15 protein-coding genes and 1 tRNA gene are annotated in these 17,998 nt (G+C 71.3%); 11 read left to right on the top strand and 5 right to left on the bottom strand.

What is annotated here, in order from left to right; all coding sequences use genetic code 11:
• Positions 1–4 precede the first annotated feature (4 nt).
• Positions 5–1,099, bottom strand: coding sequence for a ferredoxin reductase (locus ABZ914_RS15990; RefSeq protein WP_500193647.1), 1,095 nt, complete (start codon positions 1,097–1,099; stop codon positions 5–7).
• Positions 1,100–1,322: 223 nt separating this feature from the next.
• A complete protein-coding gene (locus tag ABZ914_RS15985) occupies positions 1,323–2,075 on the bottom strand; it encodes a DUF427 domain-containing protein (protein WP_500193646.1) in 753 nt (250 codons plus the stop codon).
• Positions 2,076–2,268: 193 nt separating this feature from the next.
• Between ABZ914_RS15985 and ABZ914_RS15980 the strand changes: the two genes are divergently transcribed.
• From ABZ914_RS15980 to ABZ914_RS15965, 4 genes are all read left to right on the top strand, one after another.
• Positions 2,269–3,474, top strand: coding sequence for an efflux RND transporter periplasmic adaptor subunit (locus ABZ914_RS15980; RefSeq protein ID WP_500193645.1), 1,206 nt, complete (start codon positions 2,269–2,271; stop codon positions 3,472–3,474).
• Positions 3,471–4,277: an ABC transporter ATP-binding protein gene (locus ABZ914_RS15975; RefSeq protein WP_500193644.1), complete on the top strand. Its 807-nt coding sequence runs from the start codon at positions 3,471–3,473 to the stop codon at positions 4,275–4,277. Before ABZ914_RS15980 ends, ABZ914_RS15975 begins: the two co-directional genes overlap by 4 nt.
• Positions 4,274–5,572: an ABC transporter permease gene (locus tag ABZ914_RS15970; RefSeq protein WP_500193643.1), complete on the top strand. Its 1,299-nt coding sequence runs from the start codon at positions 4,274–4,276 to the stop codon at positions 5,570–5,572. Before ABZ914_RS15975 ends, ABZ914_RS15970 begins: the two co-directional genes overlap by 4 nt.
• A gap of 708 nt (positions 5,573–6,280) precedes the next feature.
• Positions 6,281–6,901, top strand: coding sequence for a hypothetical protein (locus tag ABZ914_RS15965; protein ID WP_500193642.1), 621 nt, complete (start codon positions 6,281–6,283; stop codon positions 6,899–6,901).
• A gap of 762 nt (positions 6,902–7,663) precedes the next feature.
• Here the strand turns inward: ABZ914_RS15965 and ABZ914_RS15960 are convergent.
• The gene (locus tag ABZ914_RS15960; RefSeq protein WP_500193640.1) at positions 7,664–9,166 is read right to left on the bottom strand and encodes an MDR family MFS transporter; all 1,503 of its coding nucleotides are present in this window, start codon (positions 9,164–9,166) and stop codon (positions 7,664–7,666) included.
• A gap of 101 nt (positions 9,167–9,267) precedes the next feature.
• On the opposite strand from ABZ914_RS15960, the gene ABZ914_RS15955 reads away from it, so the two are divergent.
• From ABZ914_RS15955 to ABZ914_RS15940, 4 genes are all read left to right on the top strand, one after another.
• Positions 9,268–10,209 carry a TetR/AcrR family transcriptional regulator C-terminal domain-containing protein gene (locus ABZ914_RS15955; protein WP_500193639.1) on the top strand — a complete coding sequence of 314 codons (942 nt, stop codon included), beginning with the start codon at positions 9,268–9,270 and terminating at the stop codon, positions 10,207–10,209.
• A gap of 44 nt (positions 10,210–10,253) precedes the next feature.
• The gene (locus ABZ914_RS15950; RefSeq protein WP_500193637.1) at positions 10,254–11,780 is read left to right on the top strand and encodes an alpha/beta hydrolase; all 1,527 of its coding nucleotides are present in this window, start codon (positions 10,254–10,256) and stop codon (positions 11,778–11,780) included.
• 83 nt (positions 11,781–11,863) lie between these two features.
• Positions 11,864–11,939: transfer RNA gene (locus tag ABZ914_RS15945), tRNA-Thr, on the top strand.
• A gap of 271 nt (positions 11,940–12,210) precedes the next feature.
• Entirely contained in the window at positions 12,211–12,807 is a 597-nt protein-coding gene (locus tag ABZ914_RS15940; RefSeq protein ID WP_500193636.1) for a GNAT family N-acetyltransferase, read from the top strand.
• Here ABZ914_RS15940 and ABZ914_RS15935 read toward each other — a convergent pair.
• Positions 12,804–14,027 (bottom strand): glycosyltransferase 87 family protein, encoded by a 1,224-nt coding sequence (locus ABZ914_RS15935; protein ID WP_500193635.1) that lies wholly within the window; start codon positions 14,025–14,027, stop codon positions 12,804–12,806. The two genes, ABZ914_RS15940 and ABZ914_RS15935, sit on opposite strands and share 4 nt — an antisense overlap.
• A 426-nt stretch (positions 14,028–14,453) precedes the next feature.
• Between ABZ914_RS15935 and ABZ914_RS15930 the strand changes: the two genes are divergently transcribed.
• Both ABZ914_RS15930 and ABZ914_RS15925 read left to right on the top strand, forming a co-directional pair.
• Complete coding sequence (locus ABZ914_RS15930; RefSeq protein ID WP_500193634.1) at positions 14,454–15,248, top strand: sensor histidine kinase; 795 nt, start codon at positions 14,454–14,456, stop codon at positions 15,246–15,248.
• Complete coding sequence (locus ABZ914_RS15925; RefSeq protein ID WP_500193633.1) at positions 15,245–15,892, top strand: response regulator; 648 nt, start codon at positions 15,245–15,247, stop codon at positions 15,890–15,892. Before ABZ914_RS15930 ends, ABZ914_RS15925 begins: the two co-directional genes overlap by 4 nt.
• A 38-nt stretch (positions 15,893–15,930) precedes the next feature.
• On the opposite strand, the gene ABZ914_RS15920 is transcribed toward ABZ914_RS15925, so the two are convergent.
• Positions 15,931–16,314, bottom strand: a complete 384-nt coding sequence (locus ABZ914_RS15920) for a MarR family winged helix-turn-helix transcriptional regulator (protein ID WP_500193632.1) — start codon at positions 16,312–16,314, stop codon at positions 15,931–15,933.
• Between the two features lie 102 nt (positions 16,315–16,416).
• Here ABZ914_RS15920 and ABZ914_RS15915 point away from each other — a divergent pair, with 102 nt between their 5' ends.
• Positions 16,417–17,868 carry an MFS transporter gene (locus tag ABZ914_RS15915; RefSeq protein ID WP_500193631.1) on the top strand — a complete coding sequence of 484 codons (1,452 nt, stop codon included), beginning with the start codon at positions 16,417–16,419 and terminating at the stop codon, positions 17,866–17,868.
• The last annotated feature ends 130 nt before the right edge of the window (positions 17,869–17,998 follow it).

The following is a 17,998-nucleotide window of genomic DNA, read 5'->3' as shown; positions in this document are numbered from 1 at the left end:
CCTTTCAGAGTTCGATGTCGACGGGGCCGGCGGCGGCCGAGACGCAGGTCTGGACGATCTCGCCCTCCTCGCCGTGCACCTCGCCGGTGCGCAGGTCGCGGACCCGCCCGGCGCGGAGGCGGCCGACGCAGCTGTAGCAGATGCCCATCCGGCAGCCGCTCGGCAGCAGCGCGCCGGCGCGCTCGCCGGCGTCCAGGAGCGGGGTGCTCCCGCCGGCGTCGGTCTCGACGCCGCTCTCGGTGAAGCGGACGCGGCCGCCCTCGCCGCCCGTGCCGGCGGCCAGCGCGGGCCGGAACCGCTCGACGCGCAGCCGGTCCTCGATCCCCGCCGCGCGCCAGTGCTCGGCCAGGCCGTCGAGCATTCCGGACGGCCCGCAGGCCCAGGTGTCCCGTTCCGCCCAGTCCGGGCAGAGGCCGGCGATGCCGGACGGGGCGAGGCGGCCGCCGGTGGACGTGTGCCGCTCGTGCAGCCGTATCCCGGGCATCGTCCGCAGCTCTTCGCCGAAGATGACGTCGCCGGCGTGCCGGTCGGAGTGGACGAGCACGATGTCGGGCGCGTCCCCGGGCGCGTCCTCGGCGGCGGCGAGGTGCCGGAGCATCGCCATGACCGGCGTGATCCCGCTGCCCGCCGTGACGAACAGCAGCCGGGACGGCACCGGCGACGGCAGCGTGAAGTCGCCGTCCGCCTCGCCGAGCCGGACGATCGCGCCCGGCCGGATCCGGTGCACGAGGTGCGCGGACACGAAGCCGTCCTCGCCCGCCTTGACCGTGATCGTGATGCGGCCGTCCGGCCGGGCCGGGGACGACAGCGAGAACGTCCGCCAGTGCCGGACGCCGCCGATGTCCACGCCGAGCTTCACCCACTGGCCGGGGCGGTGCCCGCGCCAGGCCGTCCCGGGCCTGATCACCAGGGTGGCGGCGCCGGGCGCCTCGTGCCGCACCGCCTCGACGCGTCCGCGCGGTTCGGCGGTGGACCACAGCGGGTTGAGCAGGCCGAGGTAGTCCTCCGGCAGGAGCGGCGTCGTCAGCAGGCGCGCGGCGGCGGCGAGCCGGCCGCCCGCTCCGGGCCGTTCCGGCCGTGCTGAGAGTGCAGGGGTCAAGGGTGCCTCCCCGTCGGCGCGCTTAACTTACGCTTTAGTAACCTACGGTTACGTAGCCGTAGGGAAGGTCGCAAGTCCTGCTCGGAGAAAGCGACAGGCATCACACCATCGCATGATGTTCCATCCGATGGTGTAATGCCCGGTGATAACTTCCGCGCTCGAATGTGGCCTGGTGGCTAACCCTTCTCAGCCGGGTGACGAGTCCGCCTTGGACCGCCTCCGCTCAGAAACGCGACTTCGGCCGCTCCTGCAGCACCCCGTCCACGTAGATGTCGACCTTCTCGCTGTAGAAGCAGACCAGCCCCGCCACCTTGCGAGACTCCTCCAGCGGCGTCGGGTACGACCAGGCGAGATCCTCGTGGACCTTGCCGTTCGCCCGCACCGACCAGTACTCCGCCGTCCCCTTGTAAGGGCAGTGGGTGGCGGTGTCCGTGTGCTCTAGCAGATCCATCCGGACGTGCGTCTTCGGCAGGTAGTACCGCACCGGAAGACCCGTCTCGAACAGCAACCTGGGGCTGGACGACTCCGCCACCGTCACACCGTCCACCTCCACACGCACGCGCCGGGAACTCGCCAGCACGTCCACGCGCGTGTACGGGTTGCGGGGATGGACGAACACCTCCTCGTCCTCCTCGAACCAGGCGTCCATCGCGCCCCACTCCAGCCGGACGAGCCCCCGCAGCTCCTCGACCGGCGACTCCAGGTAGCGGAGCGCCGCGCCCGGGGCCTCGGCACCGTCCACCTTCACCGTGTACGCCGTCGCGTCGCCGCGGCTCGGCGAGTGCTCGCCCGGGCCGTCCTCGACGAGCTCGGCCCGCACGTCCGCCACCGGAACGTAGTAGGTCGGGTAGTAGGGGATCTCCCATACAAGGGTCGGCGCGACGGTGTCGGCCACCAGGTTGCCGCCGAGGTACGCCCGGACGCGCTTGCCGCTCTGCTCGATGCGGACGCGGGTCCGCTCCTTCGCTGCACTCATGACTGGGCCAACCGCCCCCGCGACGCCCCTATTTCGACCGCATGCGGCCGCCGTCCACCCGGCGCCGCGACGCTGGACGGCGACCCTTGTACCTGCCCGCACGGGCCCGTCCTGTCACACCCGTCCCGGCTCTCTCATCCAATTCTCATATTCACCTCACGAGAGCCCCATGCGCGGCCAAGAGCCTTCTCGCATGAAATGGCCGTTCCAACGCCGGACCACGCTCATCAACGGCGCCCTCGGCGTGCTGCTGGTGGCCGGGGCCGGCACCGCATACCTCACCCTCGGCGACGGAGGTGACGGCGCCGCGGCGGCCACCCGGGTCACGCGGGTCGAGCGCGGCACGGTGTCGGCGTCGGTGTCGGCGTCCGGCTCGGTGGAGAGCGCACGCAGCCGCGACCTGTCGTTCGGCACGTCCGGCACGGTCGCGAAGATCTACGTCAAGGCGGGCCAGAAGGTCGTCGCCGGCGCGGTCCTCGCCCGGCTCGACCAGACCGAGGCGCTCGAGAACATCGACGAGGCCAAGGCCAACCTGGAGGCCGCCGAGGACGGCGACACCACGTCCGCCAAGGGCTACGCCAGCTACCTGCAGGTGAAGAACGCCTACAACTCCGCGCTGCGCGCCTACCAGGGCACCGTCCTCAAGGCGCCGTTCGCCGGCACCGTCACCGCCGTCAACGGAACCGTCGGCGGCAGCTCCGGCGGGTCCGGGTCGTCCTCGTCGGGGTCCGGCTCGTCCGGTTCCGCGTCGTCCGGCGCGGGAGCGTCGGGCGGCGGCGGGTCGGGTTCGTCGTCGTCCTCGTCGTCGTCGGGATCGTCGTCCTCGTCCGGGTCCGGGTTCATGGAACTCGTCGACACCAAGCACCTCCAGATCGAAGGCGACTTCACCGAGGCCGACACCACCAAGCTCAAGGTCGGCCAGACCGCGTCCATCTCCTTCGACGCCCTCACCGGCACGACCGCCACCGGCAAGATCACCTCGATCGGGCTGTCCCCGACCACCACCGACAACGTCGTGAAGTTCCCCGCGACGATCTCGCTCACCAAGGTCCCGTCCGGCGTCCGGCTCGGCCAGACCGCCACCGTCGAGATCACCACCGCGTCCGCCGAGGACGTCCTCTACGTGCCGACCGCCGCCGTCAGGACGGCCGGCGGGCAGAGCACCGTCACCGTCGTCCGCAACGGCAGGCAGAGCACCGTCACCGTCGAGACCGGCGTGAAGGGCGACCAGGGCACCGAGATCACCTCCGGCCTCAACGAGGGCGACCAGGTCGTCGTCACCTCCACCGGCACCGGGACGAACGGCACCACCCAGCGCGGCGGCTTCCCCGGCGGCGGCGCCGGACCCGCCGGCGGCTTCGGCGGCGGCGCGCCGGGCGGCGGCGGGGGCCGCAGGTGATCCCCGCCGCCCGGCAGGACGGCCCCAAGCCCGTCCTCAGCATCCGCGACGTCGGCAAGGTCTACGGGGAGGGCGACACCGCCGTGCACGCGCTGCGCGGCGTCACCCTCACCGTCGAACCCGGCGACTACGTCGCGATCATGGGCGCGTCCGGGTCCGGCAAGTCCACCCTGATGAACATCATCGGCTGCCTGGACGTCCCGACCACCGGGCGCTACCTCCTCGACGGCATCGACGTCGGCTCCCTCGACGAGCGCCGCCTCGCCATCCTCCGCAACCGCCGCATCGGCTTCATCTTCCAGTCCTTCAACCTCATCCCCCGGATGACCGCCCAGGCCAACGTGGAACTCCCGCTCGCCTACGGCGGCGTCAAAGGCCCCGAACGCCGCCGCCGCGCCCTCGCCGCCCTCCGCGAGGTCGGCCTCGCCGACCGCACCCGGCACGAGCCCAACGAACTCTCCGGCGGGCAGCAGCAGCGCGTCGCCGTCGCCCGCGCCCTCGTCACCTCCCCCACCCTCCTGCTCGCCGACGAGCCCACCGGCGCCCTCGACAGCGGCTCCACCGCCGACGTCCTCGCCGTCTTCGACCGGCTCAGCCTCGCCCGCCGCACCATCGTCGTCATCACCCACGAGGACGACGTCGCCGCGCACGCCAAACGCGTCGTCCGGCTCGTCGACGGCCGCGTGGTCGACGACGTCCGCCGCGCCCCCGTCGCCGGCCCGCCGCCCGCCGCGTCCTGGACCACGCCCGCCGCGTCGTGGACCGCGGGGGACGCGTCCTGGAACCCGGAGGGCGCCCGGTGAGCCCCCTCGAGATCCTGCGGTTCGCGCTGCGCGGACTGTCCGCCAACAAGCTGCGCAGCTCCCTGACCACCCTCGGCATCCTCATCGGCGTCGGCGCCGTCATCCTCCTCGTCGCCGTCGGCAACGGCTCGTCCGAGCAGATCAAGAAGAGCATCCAGCGGCTCGGCGCCGACTCCCTCACCGTCACCAAGTCGACGACCGGTGGCGGCGGCGGACGCGGCGGCTTCGGCGGCGGCCCGGGCGGCTTCGGCGGGTTCGGCGGCGCCGGCTCCGGCTCCGGGGAGGGCTCCGGCCCCCGCACCCAGGCCCACGACCTCACCACCCAGGACGCCGCCGCCCTCGTCAACGCGGCCGACGCCCCGTCCGTCAAGAGCGCCTCCCCGGTCGTGACCAGCCAGTCCGTCACCGCCGGCTACGAGGGCACCAGCGCCACCATCAACCAGTTCGTCGGCACCACCCCCACCTACTTCGCCGCCGCGAACAAGACCGTCGCGTCCGGCGCCGCGTTCACCACCGCCGACGTCACCGCCGCGAACAAGACCGTCGTCCTCGGCAGCACCACCGCCTCCGACCTGTTCGGACGCGTCAGCCCCCTCGGCAAGAAGATCGACGTCGGCGGCATCCGGTTCACCGTCGTCGGCGTCCTCAAGGCGACCGGCTCGTCCTCCTCCAGCTTCTCCGACCCCGACAGCATCGCGATCGCGCCGCTGCCCGCCGTCCAGGAGACCCTCACCGGGTACGGCGCCCTCAGCCAGATCATCGTCCAGGCCAAGGACAGCGACGCCGTCGACTCCGCGCAGGCCGAGGTCACCCAGATCCTCGGGCAGCGGCACGACATCGCCTCGTCCGGCACCGCCGACTTCACCGTCTCCAGCCAGGCCAGCGTGCAGTCCGCGGTCTCCGAGTCGAACAAGACCTTCACCGTCCTGCTCGGCGCCGTCGCCGCGATCAGCCTCCTCGTCGGCGGCATCGGCATCACCAACATCATGCTGGTCACCGTCACCGAACGGACCCGCGAGATCGGCATCCGCAAGGCCATCGGCGCGCCCCGCGGCGCCATCCTCGGCCAGTTCATCGCCGAGGCCACCGTCCTGTCCCTCATCGGCGGCGTCCTCGGCGTCGTCGCGGGCGTCGTCGGCAGCCTCTTCACGATCGTCGGCGTCAAACCCGTCCTGGTGCCGTCGTCGATCGTGCTCGCCCTGGCCGTCTCGGTCGCCATCGGCCTGTTCTTCGGCAGCTATCCGGCCAACCGCGCCGCGAAGCTCCGCCCGATCGAGGCGCTCCGCCATGAGTGACCGACCAAGGAACCGCCCATGACCCGCAGACGCCGCAGACCCACCCGCCCCGACCGCGCCACGCCGCCGCCCGCCCGTCGCGATACGCGAGCCGAGCCAGGCGACCGCTCGGTGGCGGGACGCGCTAACCCGAGCGGCCCTACCCCGCCCAAGGACACGCCGCCCGCCCACGCCCCGCACGCCGGGCGGGCAGAGCAGCCGATGCCCTCGGACTTCGACGGAGAGGAGGCGCGGATGAGCGTTTCAGGGCACGACGGACAAGACCGCGACGCCGCAGGCACCCCCGGCGCATCCGGCCCGGAAGAACACGTCCGCCCATGGGCGAGCACGGGCCCCGCCCAGAACACCCGCCAAGACCCAGCCCCCTGGCACCCCACCCCCGAACCACCGGCCCAAGCCGCAACCCCAGGCCAGCCCACAGGGCCGACCCAAGCCCCGACACCGGACTACACCGAAGCCCCAAGCCAAGCCGCAACCCGAGACCAGCCCACGGGGCCGAGCCAAGGCGCCGCGTCCTGGCAACCACCCGCGCTCGGCCAAGGCGCGACGCCGGGCCAGGGAGTGCCCCCAGACCAAGCACCAGCATCAGGCCAGGGGGCAATCTTGCCCCCAGGGCAAGGCGCGGCAGCACTGCCCCCAGGGCAAGGCGCGGCGCCGCTGCTCGACCGGGAGCCGGGTCGAGGGCCGGAGCCGGGGCTCGAAAGGCCGATGGGCGACTCCGAACTCCTCGCGAGTTCTCCGTTCGACGGTGACCTCGACGCGGAACTGGCGGCGAAGCCGGCGAAGCGTTCCCTGCCGGGTCCGACCCTCTACTTGGGCGCCGGGCTCCTCCTCGTGGCCGGTTTCCTCGGCGGTGTCCAAGCGCAGAAATGGACGTCCGATGATTCCGGCTCGCCGGGCGGAGGCCCTGCCGCGGCGGGTGGCTACGGCCGGACGGGCGCGCGCGGCTTCGGCGGTTACGGCGGCGGCTTCCCTGGCCAGGCGGGCGGCGGCGGAACGGGCACGGAGCAGGGCGGTCGCGGCGGGACCGGCGGCCCTGGTGGCTTCGGCGGTGGCTTCCCCGGCCAGGCGGGCGGCGGCGCGGGAGCGGGAGCGGGCGGCGGCATGACGGTCGGCACCGTCACCAAGGTCGTCGGCGACACCCTCTACCTGCGCACTTCGGACGGCAAGACCGTGAAGGTCAAGACGAGCGGCAGCACCAGGATCAGCGTCACCAAGGACGGCAAGCTCCGCGACCTCGGCTCGGGCGCCACGGTCATTGTGCGCGGCACCACCGGCAAGGACGGCTCGGTGACCGCGACCACCGTCAACCAGGGCACCGGCCGCTGACCACCGATGAGGAGACGATGAGATGAACAAGGCCAGCGTGGGCCGGTGGCTCGGCGGTCTCGCCGTCACCGGGACGCTGCTGCTCACCGCGGCCTGCGGAGGCGGCGACGACGGCAAGGCGAACGCGAGTTCCAGCAAGTCTGCCGGCACGGACCAGATGTCGGCGTTCCGTGCCTGCTTGGAGAAGCAGGGCGTCACGATGCCGGACCGCGGCAACCGCCCGAGTGGAGCGCCTTCGGGCCGTCCGAGCGGCGCTCCGTCCGGTGGACCCGGCGGCGCGCCGCCGTCGGGACGCCCCAGCGGTGCGCCTTCGGGCCGTCCGTCGGGTCGCCCCACTGACCGCCCGACGCGCTCGGCGGCGGAGCAGAAGGCCATGCAGGCCTGCGCTTCCCTGGCTCCGCAGGGCGGCCGAGGCGGCTGGGGCGGCCAACCCGGCAATCCCCCGAACGGAGGACAGACCTCCGCCACCCCCGCCTCCTAACCGACACTGCACCCCAGCCCACGCCACCCCAGCCTCCTAACCGCTGGGGTGTCGGGGGGCATTGGTTTCGGCAGGTTCGTGTTGGCGGGGCTGCCGGTTGAGACGCGCGCTCCGATCCCCCGTAGCGGTGCGCGCCGGTGGGGCCCGTCCACCTCCGCGGGCCCCACCGCCCCGGCCGACGTGAGACCACGATCCGGCGCCGGCGCGGTCGGCGTGGTTCAGCGCCGGCGTGGCACCGCATGCCGCTGCTCGGAACGGGGCGCGCGGCGCGGCTGAGGGCATCATGACTCGGCCGCCTTCGCCGTCCCGGGGACGGCCTTCGCCTTTCCAGGGACGGCCAGGATGGGCAGGATCGCGGCCACGACGATCGCCGCCGTCCACCAGAAGGTCTCGGTGAAGGCGTTGGTGAGCAGTTCCGGTGTGCGGGCGGTGTGCTGGGACGCGGCCTCGCCGAGGTTGCCGCCGGCGCCGGGGATCTCGTGGCGAATGGCGATCTGGAGGACGACGGCCATCACCGCGGTGCCGAACGAGCTGCCGACCCGGATCAGGATGTTCGCGCCAGTGGTCGCCGCGGCGACCGCCTCGCGGGGGAGTCCCTGGTAGCTCGCCGCCATCAGGGACGGGGCGATCATGCCGTGCCCGAGGCCGACGACGAACATCGCGCCCATGATGACGGCCCGCCCCGTCGTGGGATCGAGCGTGGTCAGGCCGAGCGTGCCGACCAGGACGATCGCCGCGCCGCCCACGGCGATCCAGCGGCCGCCGAACCGGTCGACCAGGCGTCCGGCCACCGACATCGTGATCATCGCGCCGACGCCCATCGGGGCGAGCAGCCATCCCGAGTCCAGCGCGGACTCGCCGCGGACGATCCGGGCGAACAGCGGGATGAGGATCATCAGCCCGAACACGGACGCGCTGTAGAGGAAGAACCCGCCGGTGGCGGTGGTGAAGGCGCGGGTGCGCAGGAGGCGGAGTTCGATGAGTGCACCTTCGCGCTTGCGGAGCGCGTGCAGGGCGAACGCGATCACCAGGGCGGCGCCGGCGATGACGCTGGTGAGGAAGCGGGCACCGGTGAGGCTGCTGCCGTTCCCGGCCTCGGACAGCCCGTACACGAGGGCGGCGAGCCCGGGCGACAGGAGCAGGATGCCGACCACGTCGAGCCGCGCGTCCGCGTCGCGTTCGGTGTCGCGCGGCAGCATCCGGACGGCCGCCAGCAGCGCCGCGGCGCAGAAGGGGACGTTGACGTAGAACATCCAGCGCCAGCTCAGGTGGTCGACGATCGCGCCGCCGAGCAGCGGGCCGAGCACCGGGGCGAGCATCGCGGGCACGGAGACGATGCTCATCACCCGTCCCATCCGGCTCGGCCCGGCCTCCCGGACGAGCATCGTCTGGCCGACGGGCATCAGCATGCCGCCGCCCAGGCCCTGCAGGACCCGGAAGACGATGAGCGAGGGCACCGACCAGGCCAGCCCGCACAGCAGCGAGCCGCCGATGAACAGGCCGAGCGAGACCAGCCACATGGTCCGGGCGCCGAAGCGCCGCACCGACCAGCCGGTCATCGGGATCGCCATGGACAGCGCCAGGGTGTAGCCCGTCACGACCCACTGGATGGTCGACAGCGAGGTGTCGAAGTCCCTGCCGAGCGCGGTGATCGCGACGTTGACGATCGTGCTGTCGAGCACCGTCATGATCACGCCGAGGACGACGACGATCGCCAGGTTGCGCAGATGCGGATCGATGCCCGTCTTCGCCTCGGGCGGGGGCGCCTGCTGGGTAGCGGTCAAGATCAACCCTCCGTTTCCGTACGCCGTATCGGTCACACCGTACACCGTCTCGCTGAATCTGTACACCGTATCGATACGCCGTATCGGTTAGGATCGCTGGCGTGGCAGAGAGCAGTGAGCCGCCCGAGCGTGACCACGAACGGCCGGAGCGGGACGAGCATGAGCGGCCCGAGCACGGCGACCGCGCAGAACGGACGGAACGCGCGGAGCAGGCCGGGCGCCGCGAGCGCCCCGAAAAAGCCGAGGGCGGCGAGCAGGCCGCGAGAGATGAACGCGGCGAGCGGGCTGCGAGAGATGAGCGCGGGGAACGGGCCGAGCGTCGCGAACGGGCCCGTCCCAACGACATCTGGGCGCGTCCGCGCGGCGGCCGGCGTCCGAAGCTGACGCGCGAGGCGATCGTCGACAAGGCCGTCGAGATCGCCGACGCCGAGGGGCTGGAGGCGGTCTCCATCCGCCGGGTCGCGAGCGAGCTCGGCGTGCGCGCCATGAGCCTCTACACCCACATCGAGGCGAAGGAGGACCTCCTCGACCTGATGTACGACGTGGTCGCCGTGGAGGTCCTGGTCGAGGACGGGCTGCCGGACGACTGGCGCGAGGCGATGATCGCGATCACCCGGAAGGAGCGCGCCGCCGGCCTGCGGCATCCCTGGATGTTCGAGCTGGCCGGCCGGTCGCCGCGGATCGGGCCGAACGGGCTGCGGCACGCGGAGCAGTCGATGGCCGCCGCGGCGAGGCTCACCGACGATCCCGAGGAGATGCTGGCCATCGTCACGACCGTCGACCACTACATGCTGGGTTTCGTCCTGCGCGAACAGCGACTTCGCGAAATGGGGGCGACGGGCCTGGGCGAGGCGCGGCAGAGCGCGCTGGAGCAGACCTACATCGCCAAACTCCTGGAGAGCGGGGAGTTCCCGCACCTGAGGTCGGTCCTCGACACGGGGATCTACAACCAGGAGGATTTCGACCTAGGGCTCAAATGGCTGCTCGACGGCATCGAACACGATCATCGAGGGAAGTGGCCCTCGACCAGCAGTCCGACGTAGCGTAGGCGCCGGGGTACGTGCCGCTACGACGAGACGGGGTCCAGGTGCGGGCAGCGAGGTACATCGGCGTGGCCATGGCGGCGACGCTGGCGGCGGCGACCGGGTGCAGCGGCGGCGACGGCGGCGGGGGCCGCGAGGCGACGGCCGCGACGTCGCCGGGCACCGCCCCGTCCGGGCTCGGTGCCTTCTACGGCCAGAAGCTGGACTGGAAGAGCTGCGGCGGCGGTTTCCAGTGCGCCACCGCGCAGGTCCCGCTGGACTACGCGAAGCCGTCCGGCGGGAAGGTCGGGATCTCCATGATCCGGCTCCCCGCCCAGGACAAGTCCGCCCGGATCGGCTCGCTGTTCACCAACCCGGGCGGTCCGGGCGGTTCCGGTGTCGAGTTCGTCCGCCAGGCCGCCTCGAGCTTCGGGGCCGACCTGCGCAAGCGCTTCGACATCGTCGGCTTCGACCCGCGCGGCGTGGGCGCCAGCGACCCTGTCCGCTGCAATACCGGGCCGCAGCTCGACAGCTTCTTCGCCGCCGACTCCTCGCCGGACGACAAGCAGGAGGTCGACGCCTTCGCGGGCCTGAGCAAGCAGTTCGCGAACAACTGCAAGAGCAAGGCGTCCGCCGAACTCCCCTACGTGGGCACGAAGGACGCCGCCCACGACATGGACATCCTCCGCGCCGCCGTAGGCGACTCCAAGTTCACCTACTACGGCGCGTCCTACGGCACCTACCTCGGCGCCATCTACGCGGAGGAGTTCCCGAAGAACATCCGTGCCCTCGTACTGGACGGCGCTGTGGATCCCAAGGAGTCCGCGATCGGCACCCTGGTGGAGCAGTCCAAGGGGTTCGAGACGGCCTTCCGCGCGTTCGCCGAGGACTGCGTGAAGTCGGCCGGCTGCCCCCTGGGGACGTCCACGAGCGAGGCCGAGAAGAACCTCACCGCCTTCATGGCCAAGACCGACAAGACCCCACTGGCCAACACGCGCGACTCGCGGAAGGTCACCGAGTCCCTCGCCGTGATGGGCATCGCCACCGCCCTCTACCTCAAGGACTACTGGCCCCTCCTGCGTCAGGCCCTCAGCCAGGCCATGCAGAAGGGTGACGGGACGCTCCTCCTGGCCCTCGCCGACCAGATGGTCGAGCGCAAGCCGAACGGCAGCTACAGCAACCAGACGGACGCCAACATGGCCGTCAACTGCGTCGACAAGCCGAACCCGCCGAACCTCGCCGCCTACGGCCAGGCCGCCGACCAGGCCAAGAAGGCCGCTCCCCACTTCGGCCCCTTCGTCGTCTGGGGCGGGCTCCCCTGCATCTACTGGCCCGTCCAGCCGAAGCAGCAGCCCCAGGCCGTGCACGCCAAGGGCGCCCCGCCCATCGTCGTCATCGGCACCCTCCGCGACCCAGCCACCCCGTATAAGTGGGCGCAGAGCCTCGCCAAGCAGCTCGACTCCGGCGTCCTCCTCTCCCTGGACGGCGACGGCCACACCGCCTACCTGCAGGGCAACGCCTGCATCACCAAGGCCACCGACACCTACCTGGTCACCACGGAGCCGCCGAAGAACGGGACGCTCTGCCACTGACCGAGCCGTGCCGCGGATTAACCAGTGCGCATCCACCCCCGCGGACCCGGTAGACTGCATCCAGCCGTGTTCGCGCACGGCGCGCCGCCTTAGCTCAGTCGGCAGAGCGATTCACTCGTAATGAATAGGTCGTCGGTTCGATTCCGACAGGCGGCTCCACCTCAAAGGCCCCTTGCGCTCCCCGCAAGGGGCCTTTTGCCGTCAGCGGCATCTGCACCGCTTCGTCCGCGACCCGCACGAACGCGCCCGCCGCGCCCCTCGCTGATCTGGCGGTCTGGCGAGCAGGTCCGGCCGTGGTCGCGGTACCGGCCTCGGGCCCGGTCGTCTTCAAGGGCGCTTCGCGGTTGACGGCGGCTGCCGTGCGCCTTGCGGGCGGACGTAGGGCCTCGCAGCCGTCCTGCCTTCCCATCCGCCCGGTATCGTCCCGTCTGTGGACGATGCGGGGATCGAGGTCTTCCAAGCCGAGCAGTCGAACAGCTTCAGCCGGGTGACTCTGCGCCAGCTCGCCAGCGCTGATCAGGACGAATTCCTCGGCTTGGTGAACGCCAGCGCGGATCTGCATCGCCCATGGGTTTCTCTGCCGTCCACGCCAGAGCAGTACCAGGGTTACCTAGCGCGGTACGCGCAGCCCGATGAAGAGTCGGTGTTGATCTGCGTGCGCGGAAGTGGAGCCATCGCCGGTGTAGTCAACATCAACAGCATCATTCGGGGACGGTTCCAGTCCGCGTCCATCGCCTACGCGGCCTTTGCTCCTACTGCCGGCCAGGGCTACATGACCGAAGGGCTGACACTGGTGGTGCGCTACGCCTTCGAGCAATTGCAGCTTCACCGGCTCGAAGCCCAGATCCAGCCCGACAACCACGCCTCCCTCAAGTTGGTTCGGAAAGTCGGCTTCCGCTATGAGGGCTGCTCTCCCGAACTGCTGTACATCGATGGCGCCTGGCGGGACCACGAAAGATGGGCGATCACCAACACCATGATCGACATCAGGCCGACACCTCCGCATGCGACGCTGCCAGAGCGCTAGAGCATTAATTTCGCGGGGCTTCCGTCCACGGCCGATGAAGGGCGCCTCATCGAGGCCGAAGAGGCACCACGAGTGTCGTGTTCGTGGCGTAGGCGGATGGCCATGTGGGCGAGGAAGTACAGGCCGGCGATGAGGTAGCAGTTGGCTACGGGTGTCAGGAGATGTAGGCCGTATTCGCGGGGGTCTCCGTTGTGGGGCGTCCACCACAAGGGGGACAGGACGAAGATGGCGCAGCCGGCCAAGGCCGTCTTCCGGCACCCGTCGCGGAGGAGGACGGCCAGGGCCGGGACGATCCACACCCAGTGGTGCGCCCAGGAGATCGGGGAGACGAGCAGGCCGGTCATGCCCGTGATCGCGGTGGCGCTCAGCCAGTCGCCGCGCCTTGCCCAGAGTGCGGCGATCGCGAGACCGCAAACGCCGATGGTCAATGGAATGGCGGTGTACCAACTGCCTATCTCGGCTGTGCCATGGAGAACGCGGGCCAACGCGCCATAGGGCGACTGGTTGCTGATGTACGTGACGCCGACGCGCGACGTGTCGAAGAAGGTGTGCAGCCAATAGGTGCGGGACGCGTCGGGTGCGATCGCATAGGCGAGCAAGGTGCAGACGGCAAAAGCGGCAAGGGCTGTGACGGCGTCCTTGGTCCTCCTCGTGAGCAGTAGCAGGACGATGAAGATGGCCGGTGTCAGTTTGACCGCGGTGGCGATGCCTATGCCGATCCCGGCTGGACGGCCGAGGGCCGCACGGTGCATGTCCGCGAGGACGAGGGCCAAGAGGAAGAGGTTGACCTGGCCGAGGAAGAAGGAGTGCCGGACGGGTTCCAGAAGCAGGCCGGCGGCCACGACCGCGACGAGCGGCGGACGGCGGTCGGCCAGTTTCGCGGTCAGGGAGCAGGCCCAGATGAAGGCCGCGAACGCGGCCGATTGCCACAGCATCCGGGCAAGGGTGAGCGGCAATGCGGCGAGAGGTGCGAACAACGCCGCCATGAAGGGGGTGTTGGTGAACCAGAGGCCGGCGATTCGCTCATGGTAGAGGCGGGAGCCGTCCGTGACGATGTGCCCGCCCAGCCAATAGATGCGGAAATCGAGCGAGTCGTACATCGCGGAGAAGAGTGCGATTCCCAGAATTTCTAAGGCCAGTAAGAACGACGCCCAGCGTTTCATGGAAACAACGGTGCCGACGGTGCGGCGGCCCGGCATCGGCCCGTCGGACACATTCATCGCCGCTGCTCACAGCCTGGAGGATTACGCCTGCGGGCCAATGTGCGGGCGGGTGGCCGAAGGTTACGATCGGCGCATGTCAGCCCCGCCGCGGCGTCGAGCGCGCCGAGTCGCCGGGACGGTCCTGGCCTGGTGCGGGGCCGCCCTCTATCCCGGCGTCCTGTTCATGACGGTGTCCCCGCCGAGGTTCCCCGGCGAGGCGGCCGTGCTTCTGTCGGCCGGTCTCACGGCCCTGGTCATGGCCTTGCTGAGGCGCCGTCCGCTGACGGCCCACGGGATCCTGCTCTTCGCCTGGATCGTCGCCCTCATGCAGACGCGGAACGGGACGATCGGCGGGCTGAGATACTGCTCACCGATCTCGCGGCCGGTTACATCGCGGCGGCACGCGAGCGCAGGATCTCGGTCCCCGTCGCCGTCGTCACCTGTGTGCTGCAGGTCCTGTCCGTCCTCGCGTGGCTGTCCGCGGACGCGGTGCTCCACGTCACCGTCGTCTTGGCGATGGCCGTGACGTGGATGACGGGGAACTCCATCCGTGCGCGGCGCGCGCACACGGAGATGCTCCGCGAGCAGGCCACGGCGCAGGCCGTCGCGGCCGAGCGGCTCCGGATCGCCCGGGAGTTGCACGACATGGTCGCGCACAGCATCGGCATCATCGCGATCCAGGCCGGCGTGGGCGGACGGGTGATCAGCACGCAGCCGGTGGAGGCGCGCAACGCGCTCGACGCGATCGAGGCGACCAGCCGCGACACCCTGTCCGGTCTCCGCAGGATGCTCACCGCCCTTCGCAGGGACGACCCGGGCGCCGCACCGCTCGGTCCCGCCCCCGGCCTGGCCGATCTCGACCGCCTGGCCGCGGCGACGATGGATGCGGGCGTCGAGGTCGAGGTCCGCAGGGTGGGAGAGCCGCGGCCGCTCCCGCCGGACGTCGACCTCTCCGCCTACCGGATCGTCCAGGAGGCGGTCACGAACGTCGTCCGCCATGCGGGCACCGACCGCTGCCGGGTGACGATCGACTACCGGGACGAGGAGGTGGCCGTCGAGATCGACGACGACGGCAGCGGCGGCGTGGTCGGTACCGGCTACGGCATCGTCGGGATGCGGGAGCGGGTCGTGCTGCTGCGCGGCGATTTCACCGCCGGGCCGCGTCCCGGCGGCGGGTTCCGGGTGGCGGCGAAGCTCCCCCTGCCAGCGAAGCTCCCCCTGCCGGCGGCGGTGGCATGACGATCCGCATCGTGCTGGCCGACGACCAGCCGCTGATCCGCACCGGCCTGCGCGTCCTCATGGCCGACACCCCCGACATGGAGATCGTCGGCGAGGCCGGGACGGGCGCCGAGGCGGTCGCGCTGGTGGACGAGACCCACCCCGACGTCGTGGTGATGGACATCCGGATGCCCGACATGGACGGCATTGAGGCGACCCGGCGGATCAGGACGGCGCACGTCCTGATGCTGACCACGTTCGACGACGACGAGTACGTCTACGGCTCGCTCAGGGCGGGCGCCAGCGGGTTCCTCGTCAAGGACATGGCGCTGGAGGAGATCCTGGCGGCCATCCGCGTCGTCGCGAACGGGGAGGCCCTGATCGCGCCGAGCGTCACCAAGAAGCTGATCGAGGAGTTCGCGGCGCGGCCGGAACCGGCGCCGAGGCCGCCGCGCCCCGCCGACGGCGTCACCGAGCGCGAGCGCGAGGTCCTCACCCTGGTCGGGCGCGGCCTGTCCAACCAGGAGATCGCGGCGGAACTGGTCATCAGCGTGGCGACGGCCAAGGCGCACGTGGCGCGGCTGCTCGCCAAGCTCGGTGCGCGCGACCGCGTCCAGCTCGTCATCATCGCCTACGAGCTGGGCCTGGTCAGGCCGTCCGGGTGAGGGGGCCCGGGGCTTTCGGCCTTCGCTCGCCGGGCGCGTCAGGGCACAGGGACGGGCAGGTGTCTGGCGAGGACATCGATGTGGGTCTTGTGCGCCTCGGCGTGCCGCGCGCGGCCGGCCTCGGTCACGGCGACGAACACGCCGCGGCGGTCCGACTCGCACATCACGCGCTCGACCAGGCCGTGCTTCTCCAGCCGGGCGACCGTCCGTGACAGCGCGCTCTGGCTGAGATACATCGCCGCGGCGATCTCCTGCATGCGGCGCTTCTCACAGTCGGCCTCGACGAGCCTGTCGAGCGTCTCGAACTCGCTCATGCTCAGGCCGTGCGCCTCCTGCAACGAGCGATCGAGGTCGCAGGCGACCGTGTTGTAGCACGTCGCCAGCGAGCGCCACCGGCCCACCAGGGCCGTCTCCGACTCCATGCCGCGCATCTTAGCATGCGCGCGCATCAGATGCACCCGCATTAAGTTCGCAGGAAATTTATGCTTGGACATTGAATGCATGTGCATGTATCGTCCTCCGACGTGACTCTCACCGACACCTCACCCGCCTCCGCCGTCCGCGGCCCGGCCGCCGCGAGCGCGCCGGCCGAGCAGGCCTGGACTCCCCGGCTGTGGGGCGTCCTCGCGGTGCTGTGCGCCGTGCTGTTCCTCGACGGACTCGACGTCTCGATGGTCGGCGTCGCGCTCCCCTCGATCGGGACCGAGCTCGGCCTGTCCACCACGTCCCTGCAGTGGATCGTCAACGGCTACGTGCTCGGCTACGGCAGCCTGCTGCTGCTCGGCGGACGCACGGCCGACCTTCTCGGCCGCCGCCGGGTCTTCCTCATCGCGCTCGCCGTGTTCGCCGCCGCCTCGCTGGTGGGCGGCCTGGTGAGCGACGGGACGCTGCTCATCGTCACCCGCTTCGTCAAGGGCCTGGCCGCCGCGTTCACCGCGCCGACCGCCCTGTCCATCCTGACCACCACCTTCCACGAGGGACCCGCGCGCAACCGGGCGCTGTCGGTGTTCTCGGTCTTCGGCGCGAGCGGCTACTCCTCCGGGCTGATCCTCGGCGGGCTGCTCACCAGCTTCGGCTGGCGCTGGACGTTCCTGACCCCCGTTCCCCTCGCCCTGGTCGCGCTGGCCGCGGGCATCGCCCTGATCCCGCGGGACAAGGCCGCGGCGGACGGCGGTCACGACCTCGTCGGCGCCGTCACGCTGACCGGCGGCATGCTCCTCGCCGTCTACACCGTCGTCTCGGCGCCGGACCGGGGCTGGCTCGACCCGGTCACGCTCGGCTCCGTGGCGCTCGCCGCGGCCCTGCTGATCGGCTTCGTCGTCACCGAGAACAAGGTGCGGCACCCGCTGATCCGGCTCGGCATCCTGCGGATCGGCACCATCGTCCGCGCCAACCTCAGCATCGTCGCGCTCTTCGGCTCGTACCTGAGCTTCCAGTTCATGATGACTCTGTACCTGCAGGACGTCCTGCACTGGTCGCCGCTCAAGATGGCCATGGCGCTGCTGCCCGCCGGGCTCATCGTGGCGTTCGGCTCCCCGTTCGTCGGCCGGCTGATCGACCGCTACGGGACACCGCGGCTGATCATCAGCTCCATGACGTCGCTGAGCCTCGGGTACGTGTGGTTCCTGGCCACCGCCGGGAACACCCCGCACTACGCGTTCACGATCCTGCCGACGATGCTCCTGCTGGGCGGCGGCTTCGCGTTCGGCTTCAGCTCGATCATGGCGCAGGCGACCGACGGCATCGACGACTCCGAGCAGGGCCTGGCCTCCGGCCTGGTGCAGACGTCCGGCCAGGTCGGTGCGGCTCTGGTCCTCGCCGTGGTGACCGCGCTGGTCGCGGGCGGCACGGCCGGGGGAGGCGGCGGCTTCGCCGAGTTCCACCCGGGCGTCAACCTGGTCAGCGGCGTCGCGGTGGTCGGCCTGGCGCTGAACCTGATCCCGCTGCTCCGCGTCACGCGCGCCAAGCGCGCCTGACCTCTCCGTCCCCGGCCGTACGCCGGGCCCCAGGGGCGGGGGGCCGGGCCGGGGGGGGGCCCCGCCCCCGCCCCCCGGGGGGGGCCGCGGCCCGCCGGGCGCAGCGCCCGGGGGGCGGGCGCGGGGCGGG

Source organism: Spirillospora sp. NPDC046719 (assembly GCF_040645715.1).
GTDB lineage: Bacteria > Actinomycetota > Actinomycetes > Streptosporangiales > Streptosporangiaceae > Spirillospora.
This window is presented reverse-complemented; position numbering and strand designations above follow the sequence as displayed.

What these genes read in the sequence shown, in the direction of transcription:
- ABZ914_RS15980 (WP_500193645.1), top strand. Translation starts at nt 2,269, where the DNA reads ATGAAATGGCCGTTCCAACGCCGGACCACGCTCATCAACGGCGCCCTC.
- ABZ914_RS15925 (WP_500193633.1), top strand. Translation starts at nt 15,245, where the DNA reads ATGACGATCCGCATCGTGCTGGCCGACGACCAGCCGCTGATCCGCACC.
- ABZ914_RS15965 (WP_500193642.1), top strand. Translation starts at nt 6,281, where the DNA reads ATGGGCGACTCCGAACTCCTCGCGAGTTCTCCGTTCGACGGTGACCTC.
- ABZ914_RS15935 (WP_500193635.1), bottom strand. Translation starts at nt 14,027, where the DNA reads ATGAATGTGTCCGACGGGCCGATGCCGGGCCGCCGCACCGTCGGCACC.
- ABZ914_RS15985 (WP_500193646.1), bottom strand. Translation starts at nt 2,075, where the DNA reads ATGAGTGCAGCGAAGGAGCGGACCCGCGTCCGCATCGAGCAGAGCGGC.
- ABZ914_RS15920 (WP_500193632.1), bottom strand. Translation starts at nt 16,314, where the DNA reads ATGGAGTCGGAGACGGCCCTGGTGGGCCGGTGGCGCTCGCTGGCGACG.